The organism is Aquirufa sp. TARAVU-A1A (assembly GCF_054558675.1).
On the sequence record NZ_JBPXKP010000001.1, the window covers coordinates 523,795 to 543,658 of the forward strand.

Consider the following 19,864-nt stretch of genomic DNA (forward strand, 5'->3'; position numbering starts at 1 on the left):
TAGTATCCTAAGATGAGATTTCAATTGCATCTCCGTTTTGGTTTAAGAATTTAAATTCTGTAATGCCAAACGAGGAGTCTTCCATGATGGAAATCCAGGTTTTGTATTTAAAAAACCAATTCATACGAATGGATGGGAATCCCTTCGTGAAATATGCGTGCAAGAATGGATGAACCAATAATGTCAATTTCTTTTCATTTTGCTTCAATACCAAATGCTCTACATGCTGGGCTACAATCTCCGAAACTGCGATACTCGCCGTAATCGTTCCTGTACCCCCACAACTTGGACATGTTTCGTGCGTAGATACGTTCATCTCCGGACGTACACGTTGGCGCGTAATCTGCATCAAGCCAAACTTCGTTAATGGAAGTATGGTGTATTTTGAACGGTCGCCACGCATCTCATCGCGCATGATATCTTGAATCAATTTGCGATTTTCCGCCTTCTTCATATCGATGAAGTCGATCACAATGATTCCGCCCATATCACGTAAACGTAATTGGCGTGCAATTTCTTTCGCTGCTTCGCGGTTGACACTCAAAGCTGTCGCTTCTTGATCTTCCTCCGAATTCGATTTATTGCCTGAATTGACATCAATCACGTGCAAAGCTTCCGTATGCTCCACGATCAAATAGCCACCACCGGGTAAAGATACCGAGCGGCCAAAAAGCATTTTTAATTGCTTTTCGATGCCTACTTGTTCGAACAACTTTGTTTTGCCCGTGTGTAGTTTTACAATTTTCTCTTTCTCTGGAGCGACGTTATGCACATAGTCTTTCGCTTCGTTATAAAGGTCTTGGCTATCAACAATAACATTGTCGAAATCATTGTTTAATAAATCACGCAACATGGATGTCGCCCGACTCATTTCCCCGATGATTCGTTCTGTGGGTTTCGCATCAACTAATTTTTTGATGCCTTCTTCCCATTTCGCGATTGACTCTTTCAAGTCACGCTCCATTTCTTCCACGGCTTTTCCTTCAGCAACGGTACGAACAATCACCCCGTAGTTCTTCGGTTTGATCGACGTCATTAATTTTTGAAGGCGATTGCGTTCTGCTTTTGACGTAATTTTCTTTGAAATATTAACTCCGTTTGAGAACGGAACCAATACTAAAAAGCGTCCAGCAATGGAAATATCGCAAGAAAGGCGAGGGCCCTTCGTTGAGATAGGCTCTTTGACAACTTGCACTAAGGCTAATTGTCCTCGAGTCAGTACTTTATCGATTTTGCCTAATTTGTCAATTTCCGACTCCAGTTTGTAGTTCTCCAGTTTAATTGTCTTCCCTTTTTTGGTTAAGACATCCCGGGTGAATTTTTGAAGTGTATGTAAATTAGGACCTAGGTCATGGTAATGCAAGAATGCATCTTTTTCATAACCAATATCAATAAATGCGGCGTTTAATCCAGAAACCAATTTTTTAATCGTACCTAAGTAAATATCTCCTACAGAGAATTGTGGTTCCGATTGTTCAATGTGGTATTCTACGATCCTTTTGTCTTGCAAAAGGGCTATTCTATCACCCTTGGGTGTAGAATTAATGATTAATTCATTACTCACAATGTTGACAAGAAGAAAGTTTTATTGGGGCCTAAACCCGAATATAAAATATACAGGAAATTAAACGCCAAAAACAGGCTATTTATTGTTAGATAAAATGCCTGTTCTTGGGTTTTGCTAACAATTCCAAAATGAAACTGTAAACCTTATATTATTTCTTCTTGTGACGATTCTTACGAAGACGTTTTTTTCTTTTGTGAGTTGAAATCTTGTGACGTTTTCTTTTCTTTCCGCAAGGCATAGCTTTGAGCGTTTATTTATTAATAATTTACCAAGCTGACTTTCAGCTTTCTATTGTTGTGAAGACACGTAAATCGCATCTCTACAGTATTTAATGCTGCATTTCTGCAAGCAATTCGTTTGCGGCTTTTTTCTCTTCAGCATCTTTACTTTCGTTCAGAACGCGCTTCAGAATCTTTTTAGCCTCTTCTTTTTTATCTAACTGGGCCAAACAAAATCCGAGGTTTAAGGCGGCTTTGTAGTTGTTCGGTTCCAGCTTCAATATCTGGGTGAATCGTTCTTGGCCTTTGCCAAACTGATTCGATTTAATGGCTAATATACCTAAATTGAATATCGCCGGCACGAAAGTCGGCTCCTGTTCAATCACTTCCCTCAAAAGACTAATGCCTTTCATCGGTGTAGGTGTATCTACATAAGTCATCGCCATATTCGTTTTAACCATTAGGTTATTCGGATCGAGCGATAACGCTTTTTCAAAGTAATTACGCGCTTTCTCGCCAAGGATTTGACCCTTTTTAGCGTTGATTGCGTAGGTTTGTGCCTCAAAAAACAATTGACCTGCGCGTAAAATATGGGTCAAAGACGCATGTTTATTCGCGTAATCCGCTGCGTAATATGCAGCGCTATCGTATTTATCAGCGCCAATAAAAGCCGTTGCCAATTTCTCCAAAGCGGATACTTGCTGGGCTTCTGTTTTGGCATTTTGCAGATTTACTTTTAAACCGGCAATTTGTTTTTGCTGCTCAGGTGTTAAGGGAGTCGCATGGCTTGTTTCAGACTCCGTTTGCGCAGTTTCTTTGGCTGCAGCATCTCGGTTTGCCCCTCCTGCCACGGAGTTTTCTGTTTTATTACTCACATTCCCCTTGGGTAATTGGAAAATGAGGGCTGTTAAGCCAAGGCCAACACATAAAATGATCGCAAGCGTTTTATTCATTTTATTGACCTATAAACTTATTTCAAATGAATTAAGCTTTCGCAGGGTCAGTGCTTGTTTTAACTTGTTCTATAAACACTTTTGCTGGCTTGAAGCTCGGCACATAGTGCTCATCAATCGTAATTGACGTGTTTTTCGAAATATTACGCGCGATTTTCTTCGCTCTTTTCTTGTTGATAAAACTTCCGAATCCACGAACATAAATATTTTCTTGTTTCGCTAAGTTATCCTTTACTACTTCAAAGAAGTTTTCTAACGTTTCAGATACATCTTTTTTATCAATCCCTGTTTTGCTGGAAATCTCAGCAATTACATCTGCCTTAGTCACGGTAATGAGTCTTTATTTATTCGTTGATTCTATTTCATTCCCCCTTGCTTTCAAAAGGGACACAAAAGTAAGGTTTTTCTTTAAAAGGGGCAAATGAAAAAGTGATATTTATTTTTTTGCTTTTGGAGAGCCCACTATCTTTGATGCTTTCATGAAGAAAGCTGCTCAACACCCCTTTGCTGAAACATTGATTACCTGGTATAAAGGTCATGCCCGTGATTTGCCTTGGCGAAGAACGAATGATCCCTATGTAATTTGGTTGTCGGAGATTATTCTTCAGCAAACCCGCATTGCGCAGGGTTTGCCCTACTTTTATAAATTAACGGAAGCTTTTCCTAAGGTATATGATTTAGCTGCAGCTGACGAAACGTCCTTATTCCGCTTGTGGCAAGGTTTAGGCTATTACAGTCGGGCCCGAAATTTGCACAAAACAGCCAAATTTGTGGTTGATACGTTAGGTGGAAAATTCCCAGATAATTATGCCGAATTAATTCATTTACCTGGTGTAGGTCCATATACCGCTGCGGCCATTGCCTCCTTTGCTTTTGGAGAAGCTAGTCCGGTTGTGGATGGGAATGTCTATCGCATTCTGGCGCGCTATTTCGGAATCGAAACGGATATTCTGCATTCATCTGCGCGCAAGGAATTTACGGCATTAGCCCAAGAATTAATTCCGTCATCTGATCCAGCTCGCTTTAATCAGGCGATTATGGAATTTGGCTCATTGCAATGTAGCCCGAGTCCCTCTTGTGACACTTGCCCTTTGCAGACTTCATGCGTGGCTTTTCGTGAAAATCGGGTCAGTCAATTACCTGTAAAATCCAAAGCAAAACCTCAGCGCATCCGTCACTTTCATTATTTTATTATTGAGCAAGCGGGAAAGGTTTTAGTACATCAACGTCAAGACAAGGATATCTGGCAAGGATTGTGGGAGTTCTATTGTGTTGAATCAACTTCCCTGAAAGAGGCAATAGATTTGCATCCATTTTTGTCACCGCTCATGGCACATGCTGTCGCATTGCAGGCCCCCGCTATCCATATATTAAGTCACCAGAAAATCATTTCAGCAGCATATTTGCTGCAATTGCCTGCGGAATTCAGCTTCAAAATACCTGTCGATTATCAGTGGATTTTGTCATCCGAATTTGAGCAATTAGGCAAACCTGTCTTGTTATTAAATCTGATTACTGATAATATTGCATTGAAGGAAATATTGGAAGGCTAGAACACGTACATTTGGCTGTTCAATTACCTAACCTTTAAACAATACTATTATGGCAGGCGTAAACAAAGTGATTTTATTAGGCAATTTAGGCGGAGATCCTGAAGTGCGTGCATTACCCAATGGGGTGAAAGTGGCGAATATCAATATCGCGACTTCCGAATCGTATACGGGCAAAGATGGCCAGCGTGTCGAGCAAACAGAATGGCATCGCGTGGAATTATGGGATAACTTGGCAAACATTGCCGAACAATATTTGCGAAAAGGAAATCAAGTTTATATCGAAGGGAAAATTCGTTCCGAAGAATGGCAAGATAAAACGGGAGCAACGGTGCGGGGTTACCGGATTCGTGCGACAAACATGAATTTGATTGGTGGGCGTAATGAAAAGGGTGCGGATGCTCCTGAACGTCCTAAGCCGGAAGCTGTGAATTTAAATGCCCCTGCAGCAAACGTGAACCCATTTCCCGCTGTGATGCAGGAAGATGGCGACGATTTGCCATTTTAAATTTTTAATAAGAAGAGGGAATAATAGGACGACTCTATTCCCTTTTTCTTAAATTTGTGCGTACTGTGCACATTAAATTATGGAGGCTGACCCCTTTCCGAGTCATTTACTTAGTTTCATTGATCCCAATCTCCCCTTAAGTTCGGTGTTTTTCATTGGGCTTATTTTGATTGCCTTACTATTTCTTTCTGCCCTTTTAGCGGGTTCTGAAGTTGCTTTCTTTTCCTTAAATGCGGAGCAGCGCGCAGCACTTCGCGAAAGTGATAATCCGGCAGAAAAGGCTGTGAGCCTTCTTTTGGATAAGCCGCAGCAGCTATTAGCTACCTTGTTGATATCCATCAACTTTGTCAACATCATCTTCATTACGCTGGCTAACTACCTGACAGAAATGATATTAGGGCCGCAGTCCGTGGGCACTTTATTAGTTACCTTATTTTTATTGTTTGGCGTAACCTTCATCATCACCTTTTTCGGCGAACTGATTCCCAAAGTGTGGGCGCAACAAAATAATATTCGATTTGCGACGTTCTCAGCTTCGTTAATTAAATTTTTTACCTTGATTTTCACGCCTTTGTCAAAATCCTTATTGGCTATTTCAAATTTGATCGAAAAGCGAATCGAAAAGAAATCCTATACTTTGACGGCGCATGAATTGAACCATGCTTTGGAGATTACAACAGACGAAAATACCACAGAACAAGAAAAGGATATTTTGCGTGGCATTTTGAATTTTGGGAATACATCCGTGAAATCAGTCATGAAGGCTCGCCGTGATATTGTGGCTTTTGATACGGAAATGGATTTCCATGAATTAATGGATAAGATCAATAAAAACGGATATTCGCGTGTTCCTGTTTTTAAAGAAACTATCGATAAAATTGAAGGGATTTTGTACATCAAAGATTTATTGGTCCATGTAGAAGAAGACGAGAAGTTCGATTGGATTTCCTTGTTGCATCAGCCTTTTTTCGTTCCGGAAAACAAGAAAATTGACGATTTACTCTACGATTTTCAGGAAAAACGTGTTCACATGGCGGTTGTGGTCAATGAATATGGGGAAACAGAGGGCCTTGTGACGATGGAAGATATTATTGAGGAAATTGTGGGAGAAATCAACGATGAGTTTGATGATGAAACCGCGGATTACAAGCGCCTTGACGAACAAAATTATTTATTTGAGGCAAAGACATCCTTGAATGATTTTTGTCGGGTATTTGATTTGGATGTTGTTTATTTTGAAAAGGCCAAAGGCGAGAGTGAAACGCTGGGAGGCCTAATGATCGAATTATTTGGCCGTATTCCGAATTCCGGAGAAGAAATGGTTTGGGAAGATTTTGAATTTAAGATTCAATCGGTGGATGCTCGACGTGTCAAAAAAGTGAAAGTGAGCAATAAAAAGAATGAAGTTCCCGTTTTAGAACAAGATGCATAAAAATAGAATATACCTATACTTTTTAGTTGTAGGCTTTAGCTTATCCTCATGTGTTAAACTGATGCCTGAGCCTACGGATCCAACACAAGGCGAGTCATCCTTTGAAAATGCCGTTGATCGTGGCACACTTGATAATCCAAGTATCATGGAAGCTTCTGGAATCGCTGCAAGCAGAAAAAACCCGGGCTATTTTTGGGTTACGAACGATTCGGATGTACAAGGGCCCATGTTATACTTGATTGATTCCTTAGGAAAAGGGAAAAAAGAATATAAACTGAGTGGCGCCGTGCAACGCGATTGGGAAGATTTGGCTGTGGTAAATGAATCAGACGGATCCGCTACGGTTTATGTTGCTGATTTCGGGGATAATTTTCAAGACAATCCTAATTATGCCATTTATTGGTTTAAGGATTTAGCCATAACAACGAATCCCTACACCGTTTTGACGGACATAAATAAATTGACATTTCATTTGCCAGATGGATTTCATGACATGGAGACCTTGTTGATTGACCAAAAATCGAAAGATATTTTTGTCATCAGTAAGCGTGAAAACAGTAAGCGTTTATATAAAATCCCTGCTGCTAAAGTTTTGAATGGTACGACAGTAACTGCTGAATACATTCAAGATTTAACCTTCTCGACTCCATTTTCTAGCGATTTAAAAATCCAACAAGCTTATTATTTAACAGGAGGAAGTGTCTCACCCGATAATACCGAAATTTTGATTCGTAATTACATTGGAATCTATTATTGGAAACGCAAAACGGGTGAAAGTATCCCAGAAGCTTTGCTTCGTCCTGCCAAAGCTGTGCCATATCAAATGGAGCCGCAAGGAGAGGGAGTTGCCTTTTCACTCAATGGTACCGGTTATTATACAATTTCTGAATCCCCTGATTTGACGCCAACTCACTTATATTATTACAAGAAAAAGTGAGAAATCGGAGTCGTATTCAGGTATTCATGATGGGTTTGCTCGTTTGGGCATGCCAGTCTTTTTATATCGGAGATTCAGAACAAACCAAAACGCGTTTTTCAAACACGAAGGATGTAGGTATACTCGCCAACATAGAAATTGATGAAGCTTCCGGCATGGTCGCTTCGCTTCGAAATCCTGGAAATTTTTGGGTAATCAATGATTCGAAGGATTTGAATCGGATGTTTTTAGTGAGCGAGACTGGCCAAGGTAAAGCGGAATATAGCTTACTTGGATTACATAATCGCGATTGGGAAGCGATGGGGCGCTGGCAAAATCGAACTGGACAAACCTATTTATATGTCGCTGACATTGGCGATAATATAGCGCAAAATCCTACTTACCAAGTGCACCGTTTCCTAGAGCCTTCGCTGAAGCTAACCGATCCCTTGCGCCGTGTCATCAAACATACGCAATCGTTGGAATTCACGTTGCCCGACGGTTCTCGTGATATGGAATGCATGCTCATCGATCAGATTAGCGGGGATCTTTATTTTATCTCGAAGCGCGAAGACCGAAAGCGGCTTTATCGTTTGCCAGCAGTAGCATTTGCATCTAAAGGTGTGCAGAAAGCTCAATTTATGTATGAATTGAATTTTTCTGTTCCTACGTCAAATGTAAGTCTATTGAAACAATTGTATTTTATTACCGACGGGAATGTAGCTTCTTCGAATGAAGAAATCATCGTTCGTAACTATTTGGAAATTTACTATTGGAAAAAGCAAAAACACGAAAGCATTGCTGACGCCCTTCGCAGAAAACCACGCATCGTTCCAAGTATCCTCGAACCGCAAGGGGAGGCTCTAGCTTTTGATGGGAAAAATCAAGGCTATGCAACCATTTCGGAAATTGCCAGCCTTTCCAGCCCTGCCCATTTATATTTTACGGCTAAGCGATAATCATCAATTTCGCGAAACTCAATAGCAAAGTCTTTTCACCCACACCTTGCTCAAATAAGATTTGTGCCTTGCGTTCTGCTCCATTCACCTCTAATTTCTGAATCGTCCCAAAGCCAAATTTTTGATGCTCCACGCGCTGGCCTGCGGCTAAACTCATGGGGTCCGACTGTACAAAATTTGCCGAGGGAACGTGTTGGTAATTGGTATTTTGCTTCGGCTTTTGAATCAATTGAGCGGCACTCGCACTCGTAGATTTCTCAACAAATCCCGTTTTTTGAACGGGACGGAAATTAGATGTATCCTTTTTCCCTGGCGTTTTGGCCATTTTCAGGTAGGTGCTATCTAATTCGTCGATAAAGCGACTCGGTTCGCAACTTTTTAAGCGGCCGAATTGGTAGCGGGATTCCGCATAAGAAATCATCAATTTTTTCTCTGCACGGGTAATCGCTACATAGAACAAACGACGCTCTTCCTCCAAGTCCGCTTGACTTTGCAACATCATTTGACTTGGGAATAAATCTTCCTCAAGTCCTACGAGGAACACGTGTTTAAACTCTAAGCCTTTGGCCGAGTGGACCGTCATCAAGGTAACTTTATCCTTGTCGTTTGGATCTTCGGTTGTGTCCGCATTCGTTAATAAGGAAACGGATTGCAAGAAGGTCGCTAAGGATTTATCTTCATTCTCTTCTGAATCCACGAATTGCTTGATCGCATTCAGTAATTCTTGCACGTTTTGATAGCGTGCCAAGCCTTCGACTGTTTTGTCTTCGTAGAGTTCCCGTACGAGACCTGAGGTTTTGGCTACGTGACTTGCGACCTCGTAGGCGTCCTTTTGTTCTACCTCGACCATCAATTTGTAAGACTTGATCAAGTCGGCAAATTGTTCAATCGGTGCTGTTCCACGTACCCCTTGAAATTGATTGATATTCGCAACGATATCCCAAACCGTCGAATTTTGTTCATTTGCTGTTAGGGATATTTTGGCAATTGTTGTGTCACCGATTCCACGCTTAGGTAGATTAATGATGCGTTTGAATGCCTCTTCGTCTTGTTGGTTTACAACAAATCGCAAATAGCCTAGAACATCTTTGATTTCTTTACGTTGGTAGAAAGAAAGCCCTCCGATAATCCTGTACTTGATGTTTAATCGGCGTAAGGATTCCTCAAATGAACGAGATTGTGCATTTGTCCGATATAAAATGGCAAAGTCGGAGAAATGTAAACCCTCTTTCTGGCAGGTTTCAAAAATGCTTGATGCAATAATCCGGCCTTCTTCATTATCACTTCCAGCTCGGATGATTTCAATTTGATCTCCATCTTCATTGGACGTAAAGACGTCTTTTTTGAGTTGGTTCTTATTGCGTGCAATGACCGAATTGGCCACGGCCACAATCGCTTTCGTAGATCGGTAATTCTCTTCGAGTTTGATGGTTGTCAAATCCGCGTAATCGCGCTCGAAGTTCAAGATATTTTGAATATCGGCTCCACGAAAGGCATAGATACTTTGGGCATCGTCACCCACTACGCAGATGTTGCGGTGAACGGCCGACAGTTTTTTCGTGATGAGGTATTGGGATACGTTGGTATCTTGAAACTCATCCACCATCACATGTTTGAATTTGTGTTGGTATTTATGCAACACGTCTAAGTGGTCGCGGAAAAGGATATTGGTTTGAAAAAGGAGATCATCAAAATCCATGGCATTTGCCTGAAAGCAGCGTGTACAATATAATTTGTACAGTTGTCCCATCATGGGGATTTTGGCATAGCGATCTTCTTGTTCTAAAACGGGGCTATTTAAGTATTGTTCTGGGCCAATCAATCTGTTCTTTGCATTGGAGATGCGGTTCAACACGAGATTGACTTTATAGACTTTATCATCCAAATTTTGCTCTTTGATCAGTGTACGGATGAGTGATTTGGCATCGTCTGTATCGTAGATGGAAAAATTGGAGGTGTATCCTAGGCGTTCCCCTTCAAAACGTAGGATTTTGGCAAAAACGGAGTGGAAAGTTCCCATCCAAATGTTTTTGGCTTGGGAGCCGATGACCGTTTCGATCCGATGGCGCATTTCGCCAGCGGCTTTGTTTGTAAAGGTCAATAGCAAAATGCTAAATGGATCAACGCCCTTGTCGATTAAATGGGCTGTTCGGTAGGTCAGTACGCGGGTTTTTCCCGAGCCGGCACCGGCAATGATCATTAAGGGACCATCGATGTGTTCGACTGCTTTTCGTTGGGGCTCATTGAGACCTGCCAGGTAATCCATAGGGTTTGATTTTATTTGAATTAGGGGGAGCAAAAATAGGAAATTTTGCCGGGTAATTCGTTGCGTAAATTGATAAAAAAAGGCGCAGAAAATCCGCGCCCTTTTACCCTTAATCTTTCAATGTTGATGGAACCTATTGGACAGCGACTAAATCGCGTTTTACTTCCGTTAGGATGTTAAATGTTTTGGATTGAATGATTTGTTTGTTGGCATTCATGATTTCCATTTTATACTTCCCATCTAAAAGGTTCGCGAAGTTGTAAAGCTTTTTGCTTGCGATGGCTTCTTGGTGGATGATATTTTGGTCTGCATCATAAATGATGACAACAAGTTTCGAATTCGGTTCTGCGCTTACTAGGAATTTCATTTTTCCTACTTGGTTAATGCTAACTGGTAAGCTTACTTCCGTTGCCATTGCGTTGGAAGTCATGGACATGCTGATTGCAAATAAGGCAATAGCCAATGCGTTTTTGATTTGCTTTTTCATAAGCGTTTGATTTAAAAATACTTAGGCGGAATTATTTCCGTTTGTTGACCCAAAACTAGGCTTTCTCATTTAGCTCCAAATTAAATCCGTGTAAAATTTCATTTTTTCAAGAAAGTTCTTCTTAAAAAAATTATAATTCACAAAATAATACAATAAACAGTTTAGGATTGTTGGAAAATTGTCGGAAAAGTACAGCATAAATCATTGTATTACGGAATTGTTATGGAATGTGTTATTGTTTTAACGATTTGGTAAAGCATCGTTAATTGACTCGTAATAAGGCTGCTAGTATTTCAGGCTAGTTTTGCATCGTAAAATTCACCAGTATTAAAATTCGCATGAAATCCATTTACGTATTTATTCTATTACTCGTATCTACAGTTGCCGCATTTGCACAAGAAGGAGGAACTATTCGGGGTACAATCAAAGATTCAAAATCAAAAGAAGACATTATCGGTGCGACTATTCTCGTTCAAGGGATTAATAAAGGAGCCGCAACAGATATCAATGGTTTTTTCTCTTTTGGCAAATTGCCAGCAGGTTCTTATTCTTTAAAAGTTTCATTCGTTGGTTATGAATCGAAAATCTATGAAGGAGTAAAAGTCGAATCAAACCAAGTGACGGAATTGAACTTGTCGTTAGCGGAGGAATCAGCAACATTAGCTGAAGTAAAAGTGGTGGCCCAGAAATTGACCAACACAGAAGTTTCGGTTATTTCGGAAATTAAAGCCGCACAATTAGTTGTTAGTGGAATTTCTGCTGCGCAAATCACTAAAACCTTAGATCGTACTGCCGCTGAAGTTGTAAAGCGTGTGCCGGGTGTGACGATTTTCGGAGATCGATTTATCAATATTCGTGGTTTGAATGAGCGTTATAATACAGTTCAATTGAATAACACGTTTGCGCCATCGATGGAAACGGACATGCGTTCGTTCTCATTTGATATTATTCCTGCGGGTCAAATTGACCGTATTTTGGTATTTAAATCACCCGCTGCAGAATTGCCTGGCGAATTTGCCGGTGGTGTGGTGAAAATTTTCACGAAGTCAATTCCTGAAAATAACTTTTTGACAATTGATTACAGCAATTCATTTCGTGATGGAACGACGGGGCAGGCTTTTAATTCACCCCAACATGGTTCCAATTACTGGACAGGCTTTAACAGTGGGTATTTTGATTTACCTAAAAGCTTTCCTGCGACGAAGTTTCAGTTCCCAGCATCTGGCGAGGCTCTTGCGCAGGTAGGTCGTTCCTTAAAAAACAACTGGGTTGCAGATAAGTCAACAGCAAATCCCGATATGCGTTTTTCATTGTCGAGCGGTTTGAAGTTCAACCTAGGAAATGTACGTGTAGGTAATATTACTGCGCTTAACTATTCAAGTACCAAGACAACATACAACATGTTGCGTAACGATTTTGGATACTCTGCTATTCAATCGACTGGTAAGCCGGACTACATTTTCAATTTTAATGATCAGCAATTTTCTTCTGCGATTCGCGTAGGGGTATTACATAACTGGGCATTTCGCTTAAATGATCACCATACGATTGAAATTAAGAATTTGTATAACCAGTTAAGCAATTCACAATTTGTAGAGCGTATCGGAATTGACAATGGAGCCAATTGGAATATTCAATCCTTTGATCAGATTTACCGCGGTATTTATACGGGCCAATTGTCGGGCAAGCATGATTTTAATGATGGAAACACAAAGTTGGATTGGGTTCTTGGTTACAATTATTCTTACCGTGACCAACCGGATTACAAGCGTTTCCGTTACATCATCGACGGATCAAACAAAGTTTTATATGTGCCTACGGGAGCTGCACAAACATTTAATTTAGGTCGGACAAATATTATCTTGACTGAAAGCTCTTTTACAGGTGGTGTTAATTTATCACACAAGTTTACGTTAGCAGAAGGGAAAGAACTGGAATTCAAATCAGGCGTATTTGCGGAGTCTAAAAAACGTCAATTTGATGCACGTAACTTAGGTTATGTTCGTGCCAACAGTTCGTTATTTAATATTGGTTCATTACCCATTGATCAGATTTTCTCTGAGGGAAATATCAACTCAACGAATGGTGTCAAAATTGATGAGCAAACAAACCCAAGTGATTCTTACACGGCGACGAATGAATTGCTAGCTGCTTATGTACAAGGAGGCTACGCGATTGGTTCGAAGTTTAATTTGATTGCAGGTGTTCGTGCTGAGAACAACAGTCAAAAATTGAACTCGTTTGACATGACGGGTAAGACGCCAATCAATTACAATAATACGGTATTGAATGTGTTGCCATCGTTCAATTTGACCTACAATTTCAGCTCAAAAAGTTTATTACGTCTAGCGTATGGCCAGACGATCAACCGTCCTGAATTTAGAGAAGTTGCTCCATTCGCCTTCTACGATTTTGTGAATAACCGCAATATCTCGGGTAATCCACAATTGAAAAATGCGTCGATTCAAAACTTTGATTTCCGTTATGAGCAATATCCTACGCCATCGGAGGTTTACAGCATTGCAGCTTTCTACAAGCAATTCACCAATCCAATCGAGGTGGTTTTTGCATCCGGATCGAATCCTGAGTTGAACTTTGCAAATGCGGCAAGTGCTTACAGTGCTGGTTTGGAAGCTGAAATTCGTAAGAATTTGAACTCGGAAAATCCGAATAGTTTCTTAGGAAAGTCAAGCGTTGTATTTAATGGTGCCTATATCATCAGCAAGGTGTCCTTAGGAGCAAATTCTGGCGCAAACCAGTCGGACAATCGTCCATTGCAAGGTCAAAGTCCTTACATCATGAATGCGGCATATAATTACAATGACACGAAAAAAGGTCTACAAGTGAACTTGTCTTATAACGTCATCGGTAAACGTATTTATGCAGTAGGAAATAACTATGGATACAATTATCCAGATTGGTATGAGATGCCGCGTAACATTGTCGACTTAACGTTCTCGAAGAAATTATCTGAGAAAATACAAATCAAGGGTGGCGTTTCTGACATTTTGAACAATAAGAACATTGTATTACAGGATGGTAATCAAGATGGTCGTTTTGATGCGAATACCGATCAAACCATTCAGTCATTCAGCCCAGGTCGCGTATTCTCATTAGGGGTTATTTATAGCCCATTCGGATTTTAATTTAAATAGCTTAAACACAAACAATTAATAAAACAATGAAACAAGTAACAAACAAATTATTCAAGTTACTCGCTGTATTAACAGTGGTATCTTTGGTTTTCTCTTCTTGCCAGAAGGATGAGGAAGTTTTCCCAGTACCTACCGTAACTTCGGCAGGGACATTATCGGGTGTAACGGGTGCAACGGTTACAGTTAAGGCAACAATCAGTGCTCCAGCTGGATTAAAATCAATCACAGTATTGAAAAATGGTATTGCATTTGATTCTAAGACTTATTCAGCAGGTGAAAAAACAGCTGAGTATTCGAAGGATTACGTAGTTGAAGGTGCAGCTGGAACAGTTGTTACGTTCTCAATTCAAGCAACTGACTTGAAAGGTCAAGTTTCTACAATCTCAGGAGTTTCTGTAAACGTTACTGCAGTACCTCCTAAAGCGATAGTTGAGGTTAAAGGTAATTTAGAAGGAAACGTAACTTGGACAGCTGACAAAATCTACAAATTGGTAGGCTTTGTGCGTGTTGGTCAAGAAGATGCTTTCGGAGTAATTACCAAGAAAGGGGTATTGACAATCCAACCAGGTACTGTGATCATCGGAGAGCGTGCTTCAAAAGGTGCGTTAATTGTTCAACGTGGATCTCAAATCATTGCAAACGGTACAGCTTCAGCTCCTATCGTATTTACATCTGAGCGTGCTCCAGGTGAGCGTGAGGCAGGAGACTGGGGTGGTTTAGTTATTTGTGGACAAGCTCCTAATAACTTGCCAAATGATGCAACTAACCGTCAACTAGAAGGTGGTTACGGTGCATTCCATGGTGGAACAGATCCGGCTGATAATTCAGGTTCATTGAAGTATGTACGTTTAGAGTATGCAGGTATTCCAATCAACCCGAACCAAGAGGTTAACTCATTGACTTTAGGTTCAGTAGGTTCAGCAACTACAATTGATTATGTTCAAGCTTCTTTCGGTTTGGATGATTCATTTGAGTGGTTTGGTGGAACAGTTAACGCGAAGCACTTAATCGCTTACAAAGGATTGGATGATGATTTCGATACAGATAATGGTTTCTCAGGATATGTACAATTTGGTGTAGGAATTCGTGGTGCTGCGATTGCGGATCAATCAGGTTCAAATGGTTTTGAGTGCGATAATGATGCAAATGGTTCTGCAAACACACCATTTACTTCTGCAATCTTTGCTAACATGTCAATCATCGGAGCGAAAGGTGCGACAAACATTGCAATTGACCCATTGTTCCAAAACGGAGCACAGTTACGTCGTAACAACAAGCAAAAAATCTATAACACCGTTATCACGGGATATCCTTACGGTGTTTACATTGATAGCCAAAAAGGTTCAGCGAAAGTTAACGCTGCGAATGGTGATATCGATTTGCAAAACGTTGTTCTTGCTGGTGTTGAAGGATGGGGCCCAGGTGGTTTCGGTTTAGGATGGTCTGTAAACGTGAAGCCAATGGGTGTTGCGGTTCCAGGTTTTGAAAACATGGCTTCAGGTACAAATGGTGCTGCTATCTTAATTGGTGATAAATCTCCAGAAGATTGGTTCAAGTCATTGACAGGAAATAAAATCTTAGGTTCTAACGCCAACATGGGCTTATCATCTACTTTATGGTCTGCAGGTCGCCCAACATTCGTGTTGACAACCGGAACCTCAGAGTCATTGATCGGTCCAAAATTGAAATCTGATTTGCCAGCTTTCTTTGAGGCAACAGATTATGTAGGTGCATTTAAATCAACTGACTGGACAGCTGGTTGGTCTGAATTTGCTCCACAATCAATTGTTTACGTGAAGTAATTTGATTTTAAGGGGCTAACGATTATCGTTAGCCCTTTTTTATAACCAATATAAACGATGAAAAAGTACTTTTTTATACTAGCTAGCTTGCTACTGCTAGCATGCAAGCCGGAAACGAATAAGCCTGCTTATTATTTCAATCAAGCTCAACAAGATTCATTAGTTACGAATATCATTATTTATGTCGCAGAAAATGCAACGTATGCGAGTGATTCCACGCGATTTAAGCCGGAATTTCGCTCTTATTATGCGAAGCAATTACCCAAATATTCCTTGGTCAATTTAACAATGGATCCTTCGGGAATCTATTATTATTTTTTGGTTCGTCCTGTGGGAAATTTGAAAATGTACCGCAGAGGCGTGGTAGGAAGTTTTACATTAGACAGTGCGAGTCTAATGCCAAAGAACTTTAAAGAAATTATTAATACGCCGCATTTGTCGGAGGAAGTAGTACTCGAGCGCGGTGCATTTTTGTTCCGGGAGTTAGCTAAAAAAGGAAATATCAGCGAGTATATGGTCATGCGCGATTATGTCGAGTGGCCCGATTCTACGTTAACATATAATATTCACACGAATCGGTGGGTATATCATCAAGGCAAATAATGTGTGAATCACGAATTTATATTGGTGTAATTAAGAAAATGTCGGCAGGATTCCTGCCGGCATTTCTTGTTTGGCTAGCTTTTTCGTGCATCAAGAAGGACGATGCGGCTGTTCCTAGTTGTACGGCAACACCACCAGCAACAATCAGTTTTCAAAAAGATGTTTATCCTATTATCAAGCATAATTGTTTGTCTTGCCATGATGCGAAGAATCATTTTGGAGGAATTGTGATTGAAAATTATGACCAAATCGCCTTATCGGGGCGGTCTGGTGAGCTCTTTAATTCCATCATGATTTCGTCAAATGGAAAGGCCTATATGCCAAAGGGCGGCCGACTAATGGATTGTGAAATTGCGCTTATCAAGGCGTGGGTGGATCAAGGAGCAAAAAACAATTAACATCGTGTTTATTTAGGCTTAATCCATGCATAAAATGATTATTTTAACTTTGGATTTCAAACTAAAATAAATCACATGTTAAAGAAATTGCTATTATCCATTATTTGTTTGTGTAGTTTTTCTGCCATTCAAGCTCAAAAATCAGACGATCACCGTGTTATAGTTATCATGACGGATGGTTTCCGTTGGCAAGAAGTTTTTGGTGGTGTAGATTCATCTATCGTAAAAGTCAAGCGTTTTCACCATGGCGATAGTGCCACCATCATCAAGAATTATTGGGCTCCTGAACTTGCAGCACGTAGAGCGAAATTGATGCCTTTTTTTTGGAATACAGTGGCTAAAAAGGGTCAATTACATGGGAATCGTTCTTTGGGTTCTTTGGTCAATGTTGCAAATCCTTATTGGTTTTCCTACCCGGGATATAGCGAGTTGCTGACGGGTCAAGTGGATACGGCTGTCAATTCGAATGATTACAAACCGAATCCAAATACGAATTTCTTTGAGTATTTGAATGGCCTTTCTCCTTATAAAGGTTCTGTAGCGGCTTTCGGTGCATGGGATGCATTTGATCGTATTTTAAATGAAAAGCGTGCAGGTTTCCCTGTGGTGAATGCGTTTGATTCGTATCAAAGTTATTTGAAAACGCAAAATAGTGACTTGCTTTCGCGCATGACAAAAGATTCTTTTCATGCTTTTGGGGATGCGGAGGTATTGGATGGATTTATGCATTTTCAAGCGATGGATTATTTGAAAAATAAGAAACCCAAAGCGATGTTTATTTCCTACGGAGAGACGGATGAATTTGCGCACGAAGGTCATTATGGTCACTATCTGAATGCTGCGCATCAATTCGATGCCTGGGTAGCTGAAATTTGGAATTTTGTGGAGTCGGATCCCTTGTATAAAGGCAAAACGACGATTATAATTACGACCGATCATGGACGTGGGGATAAGATTAAAGCACAATGGACATCGCACGGTGAAAAGGTAAAAGATTGCCATGAGATTTGGTATGCAATGATTGGGGCGGAGGTACCAGCTTTAGGGGAAGTTAAGTCTGCAGAGCAAGTTTATCAGCGCGAATTGATCCATAAGGTCTCAGCACTTATGGGATTGAATTTTCAATCTATAAAGAAATAAGTTAGGGGTAGACGCTGGCAGGGTCATGACCCTGCCAGCGTCAGTCTAACGACCATTTAAAGTCTTTATTGCTTCAGTTTTCTGATAAAATAGGCACTTGAAATCAAGCATAGTGCCATTCCTGCGATTCCTAGTAGCTTTACCCAAGCAAAAAATAATTCTGGTATATCAAGGTTTGGGAAAATAAATCCAATGGACAGGAGTAATACGTTGTATCCTAAATAACCCACGGAGTCTACGATATACATTAAAAAACCGATGTTGGCCTTATGTCGCGTAATCGCAATCATCCGCTCAAAAACGGATGTCGTAATGGTTAAGTATGGAAGGTAAATCCCAAATCCAGTTAATACGATCAGCCAAAAGGGCCCCATGGAGTCGATCCCCCAAAATCCTGCTATGATTAAAAGCAGAAATCCTGTTGCAATCGCCAATATGCTCGTAAAAAAGGCCTTGTAATTGCTTCGTATCAGCACCAAACTTCCATTGATGGCAAGAATTCCTACCGTTACCCAAATTTCCGTCTGAGAATACGTTTCAGGCAAGCTTTTAAAGCCCAGAAATTTCCAAATTTCGGGGGCAAAATCAGATCGCATACCTCGTAATAATGATGCGAATAAATACAGGATGCTGATCGTGAGGATTCCTGGCCATAGTTGTTTCACCAAATGAATTCGATCGGCTTGATTCATTGGTGTCCTTTCTGCTCGATCCGCTACTTCTTGTTCGCTTGGTTTGGGAATGCGTGTCAACATCCATACAAAAAACAATAATGGCAAGGCATATAATAATCCAGCAAAAAAGGGCATCCATGTCTCAGAAACGCCCCAAATTAAAAGGTTTATACCCACAGACTTGGACACTCCATCTGCCAAAATGAAACTGGATCCGAGCGCAGCAATATAAAGTTCCGTATTCTTCTTGCCCTCCAAAAAGCCTTGAATATAGCCGAAAATCATTCCTAATGGAAGTCCATTCATGACAAGGAAAACCAAATTCCAGGGCTTTGGTATAATTCCAAAACCGAGTAAGGCCAATTCCGCAATCAAAATACTAACGAGAATGGCCCGTGCTCGTTTTTCCCAAGTGATGGAGGATACAAAGAAGATTCCACACCATTTGGAGAGCATATATCCCGCAATTTGTGAAGAAATTAAGATAGATTTCCAATGGATTCCTAGCCAATATTGATCTACATATTGGCCTGCAGTAAAAGGCTTACGAAATCCATAGACACAGAAATAACAACCAAATGCTGCCACCATCGACCACAGCGGATGCTTTGTCCAATGAGCGAAGGAAAACGATTTATGCTCGGTTGAAATGTGGGCGATCATTTGGCACTTATTTTCAACATTTCCCCGTATGTACTGATGGGATCAACTTCCAGATTAGGAATTTTTGCTAAGTCATCAATTCGTCGGAGTTGGACCGCTTCCCGATAAAACGGATTGGATTCAAATGCTAGGCATTCTATTGCCGACATGGGGCCACCCTGCAAGGCTAAACTGATCAGAGAAGGTTCGCTTAATTGGCCTAAATATTCGGGTTCTTTTGCACACAAATAACGTTTAGCGTCTACGTGCAGTCGCACGGGTTCAGCAACCGCTTCAATAAAATGTTTTTCCAGGAATCGAAAGCCTAATTCCTCATGTAAATCATCGATGCCCTGCTCGGGTGCATCATCTGGTAAAGCATGAAGCATGTGCCCTACATCATGCAATAAACAAGCAACAATGAGGTGTGCGTCATAGCCTTCGGATTTGGCTAAAAAGGCAGCTTGAAGCGCATGTTCACCTTGAGTAACCGCTTCTCCTCCGTATTCAGAATCTCCGGCTTTCAGAAAGAGATTTTCTATTTTTTCAATCAATGTGTTCATGGTAAATTTTTATTTAAATTAGCACCTTCAA

At 40.6% G+C, this 19,864-nt stretch carries 17 protein-coding genes; 10 read left to right on the plus strand and 7 right to left on the minus strand.

Translation table 11 applies throughout. The annotated features are described in order from the left end of the window. Window positions 1-7: 7 nt before the first annotated feature. From V7S75_RS02530 to V7S75_RS02540, 3 genes are all read right to left on the minus strand, one after another. Window positions 8-1,564: an Rne/Rng family ribonuclease gene (locus V7S75_RS02530; RefSeq protein ID WP_459511117.1), complete on the minus strand. Its 1,557-nt coding sequence runs from the start codon at window positions 1,562-1,564 to the stop codon at window positions 8-10. A gap of 331 nt (window positions 1,565-1,895) precedes the next feature. Continuing rightward, window positions 1,896-2,738, minus strand: coding sequence for a tetratricopeptide repeat protein (locus V7S75_RS02535; protein WP_459511118.1), 843 nt, complete (start codon window positions 2,736-2,738; stop codon window positions 1,896-1,898). Window positions 2,739-2,769: 31 nt separating this feature from the next. Beyond that, window positions 2,770-3,066, minus strand: coding sequence for an HU family DNA-binding protein (locus V7S75_RS02540; RefSeq protein WP_315574277.1), 297 nt, complete (start codon window positions 3,064-3,066; stop codon window positions 2,770-2,772). Between the two features lie 151 nt (window positions 3,067-3,217). On the opposite strand from V7S75_RS02540, the gene mutY reads away from it, so the two are divergent. From mutY to V7S75_RS02565, 5 genes are all read left to right on the plus strand, one after another. Beyond that, window positions 3,218-4,291 carry an A/G-specific adenine glycosylase gene (gene mutY / locus V7S75_RS02545; protein ID WP_459511119.1) on the plus strand — a complete coding sequence of 358 codons (1,074 nt, stop codon included), beginning with the start codon at window positions 3,218-3,220 and terminating at the stop codon, window positions 4,289-4,291. A 49-nt stretch (window positions 4,292-4,340) separates the two neighbouring features. Next, window positions 4,341-4,796 (plus strand): single-stranded DNA-binding protein, encoded by a 456-nt coding sequence (locus tag V7S75_RS02550; protein ID WP_459511120.1) that lies wholly within the window; start codon window positions 4,341-4,343, stop codon window positions 4,794-4,796. A 79-nt stretch (window positions 4,797-4,875) separates the two neighbouring features. Next, window positions 4,876-6,228, plus strand: coding sequence for a gliding motility-associated protein GldE (gene gldE / locus V7S75_RS02555; protein WP_459511121.1), 1,353 nt, complete (start codon window positions 4,876-4,878; stop codon window positions 6,226-6,228). Window positions 6,229-6,289: 61 nt separating this feature from the next. Then, window positions 6,290-7,165: a hypothetical protein gene (locus V7S75_RS02560; RefSeq protein WP_459511122.1), complete on the plus strand. Its 876-nt coding sequence runs from the start codon at window positions 6,290-6,292 to the stop codon at window positions 7,163-7,165. Next, entirely contained in the window at window positions 7,162-8,103 is a 942-nt protein-coding gene (locus tag V7S75_RS02565; RefSeq protein WP_459511123.1) for a hypothetical protein, read from the plus strand. Before V7S75_RS02560 ends, V7S75_RS02565 begins: the two co-directional genes overlap by 4 nt. On the opposite strand, the gene V7S75_RS02570 is transcribed toward V7S75_RS02565, so the two are convergent. Then, window positions 8,093-10,369, minus strand: a complete 2,277-nt coding sequence (locus V7S75_RS02570; RefSeq protein ID WP_459511124.1) for an ATP-dependent helicase — start codon at window positions 10,367-10,369, stop codon at window positions 8,093-8,095. The two genes, V7S75_RS02565 and V7S75_RS02570, sit on opposite strands and share 11 nt — an antisense overlap. 133 nt (window positions 10,370-10,502) lie before the next feature. Then, the gene (locus V7S75_RS02575; RefSeq protein ID WP_377977427.1) at window positions 10,503-10,856 is read right to left on the minus strand and encodes a hypothetical protein; all 354 of its coding nucleotides are present in this window, start codon (window positions 10,854-10,856) and stop codon (window positions 10,503-10,505) included. A gap of 338 nt (window positions 10,857-11,194) precedes the next feature. Between V7S75_RS02575 and V7S75_RS02580 the strand changes: the two genes are divergently transcribed. From V7S75_RS02580 to V7S75_RS02600, 5 genes are all read left to right on the plus strand, one after another. After that, on the plus strand, window positions 11,195-14,002 hold the full coding sequence (locus tag V7S75_RS02580) for a TonB-dependent receptor (protein ID WP_459511125.1): 2,808 nt from the start codon (window positions 11,195-11,197) through the stop codon (window positions 14,000-14,002). A gap of 35 nt (window positions 14,003-14,037) precedes the next feature. Continuing rightward, a complete protein-coding gene (locus V7S75_RS02585) occupies window positions 14,038-15,813 on the plus strand; it encodes an Ig-like domain repeat protein (RefSeq protein ID WP_459511126.1) in 1,776 nt (591 codons plus the stop codon). Window positions 15,814-15,870: 57 nt separating this feature from the next. Continuing rightward, window positions 15,871-16,416, plus strand: a complete 546-nt coding sequence (locus tag V7S75_RS02590) for a hypothetical protein (RefSeq protein WP_459511127.1) — start codon at window positions 15,871-15,873, stop codon at window positions 16,414-16,416. Next, window positions 16,416-16,814 carry a hypothetical protein gene (locus V7S75_RS02595; RefSeq protein WP_459511128.1) on the plus strand — a complete coding sequence of 133 codons (399 nt, stop codon included), beginning with the start codon at window positions 16,416-16,418 and terminating at the stop codon, window positions 16,812-16,814. Before V7S75_RS02590 ends, V7S75_RS02595 begins: the two co-directional genes overlap by 1 nt. Window positions 16,815-16,889: 75 nt before the next feature. Further along, entirely contained in the window at window positions 16,890-17,954 is a 1,065-nt protein-coding gene (locus tag V7S75_RS02600; RefSeq protein ID WP_459511129.1) for a phosphoglyceromutase, read from the plus strand. A gap of 65 nt (window positions 17,955-18,019) precedes the next feature. On the opposite strand, the gene V7S75_RS02605 is transcribed toward V7S75_RS02600, so the two are convergent. Beyond that, the gene (locus V7S75_RS02605; RefSeq protein WP_459511130.1) at window positions 18,020-19,291 is read right to left on the minus strand and encodes a DUF5690 family protein; all 1,272 of its coding nucleotides are present in this window, start codon (window positions 19,289-19,291) and stop codon (window positions 18,020-18,022) included. After that, the gene (locus V7S75_RS02610) at window positions 19,288-19,833 is read right to left on the minus strand and encodes an HD domain-containing protein (RefSeq protein ID WP_459511131.1); all 546 of its coding nucleotides are present in this window, start codon (window positions 19,831-19,833) and stop codon (window positions 19,288-19,290) included. Before V7S75_RS02610 ends, V7S75_RS02605 begins: the two co-directional genes overlap by 4 nt. Window positions 19,834-19,864 lie beyond the last annotated feature (31 nt).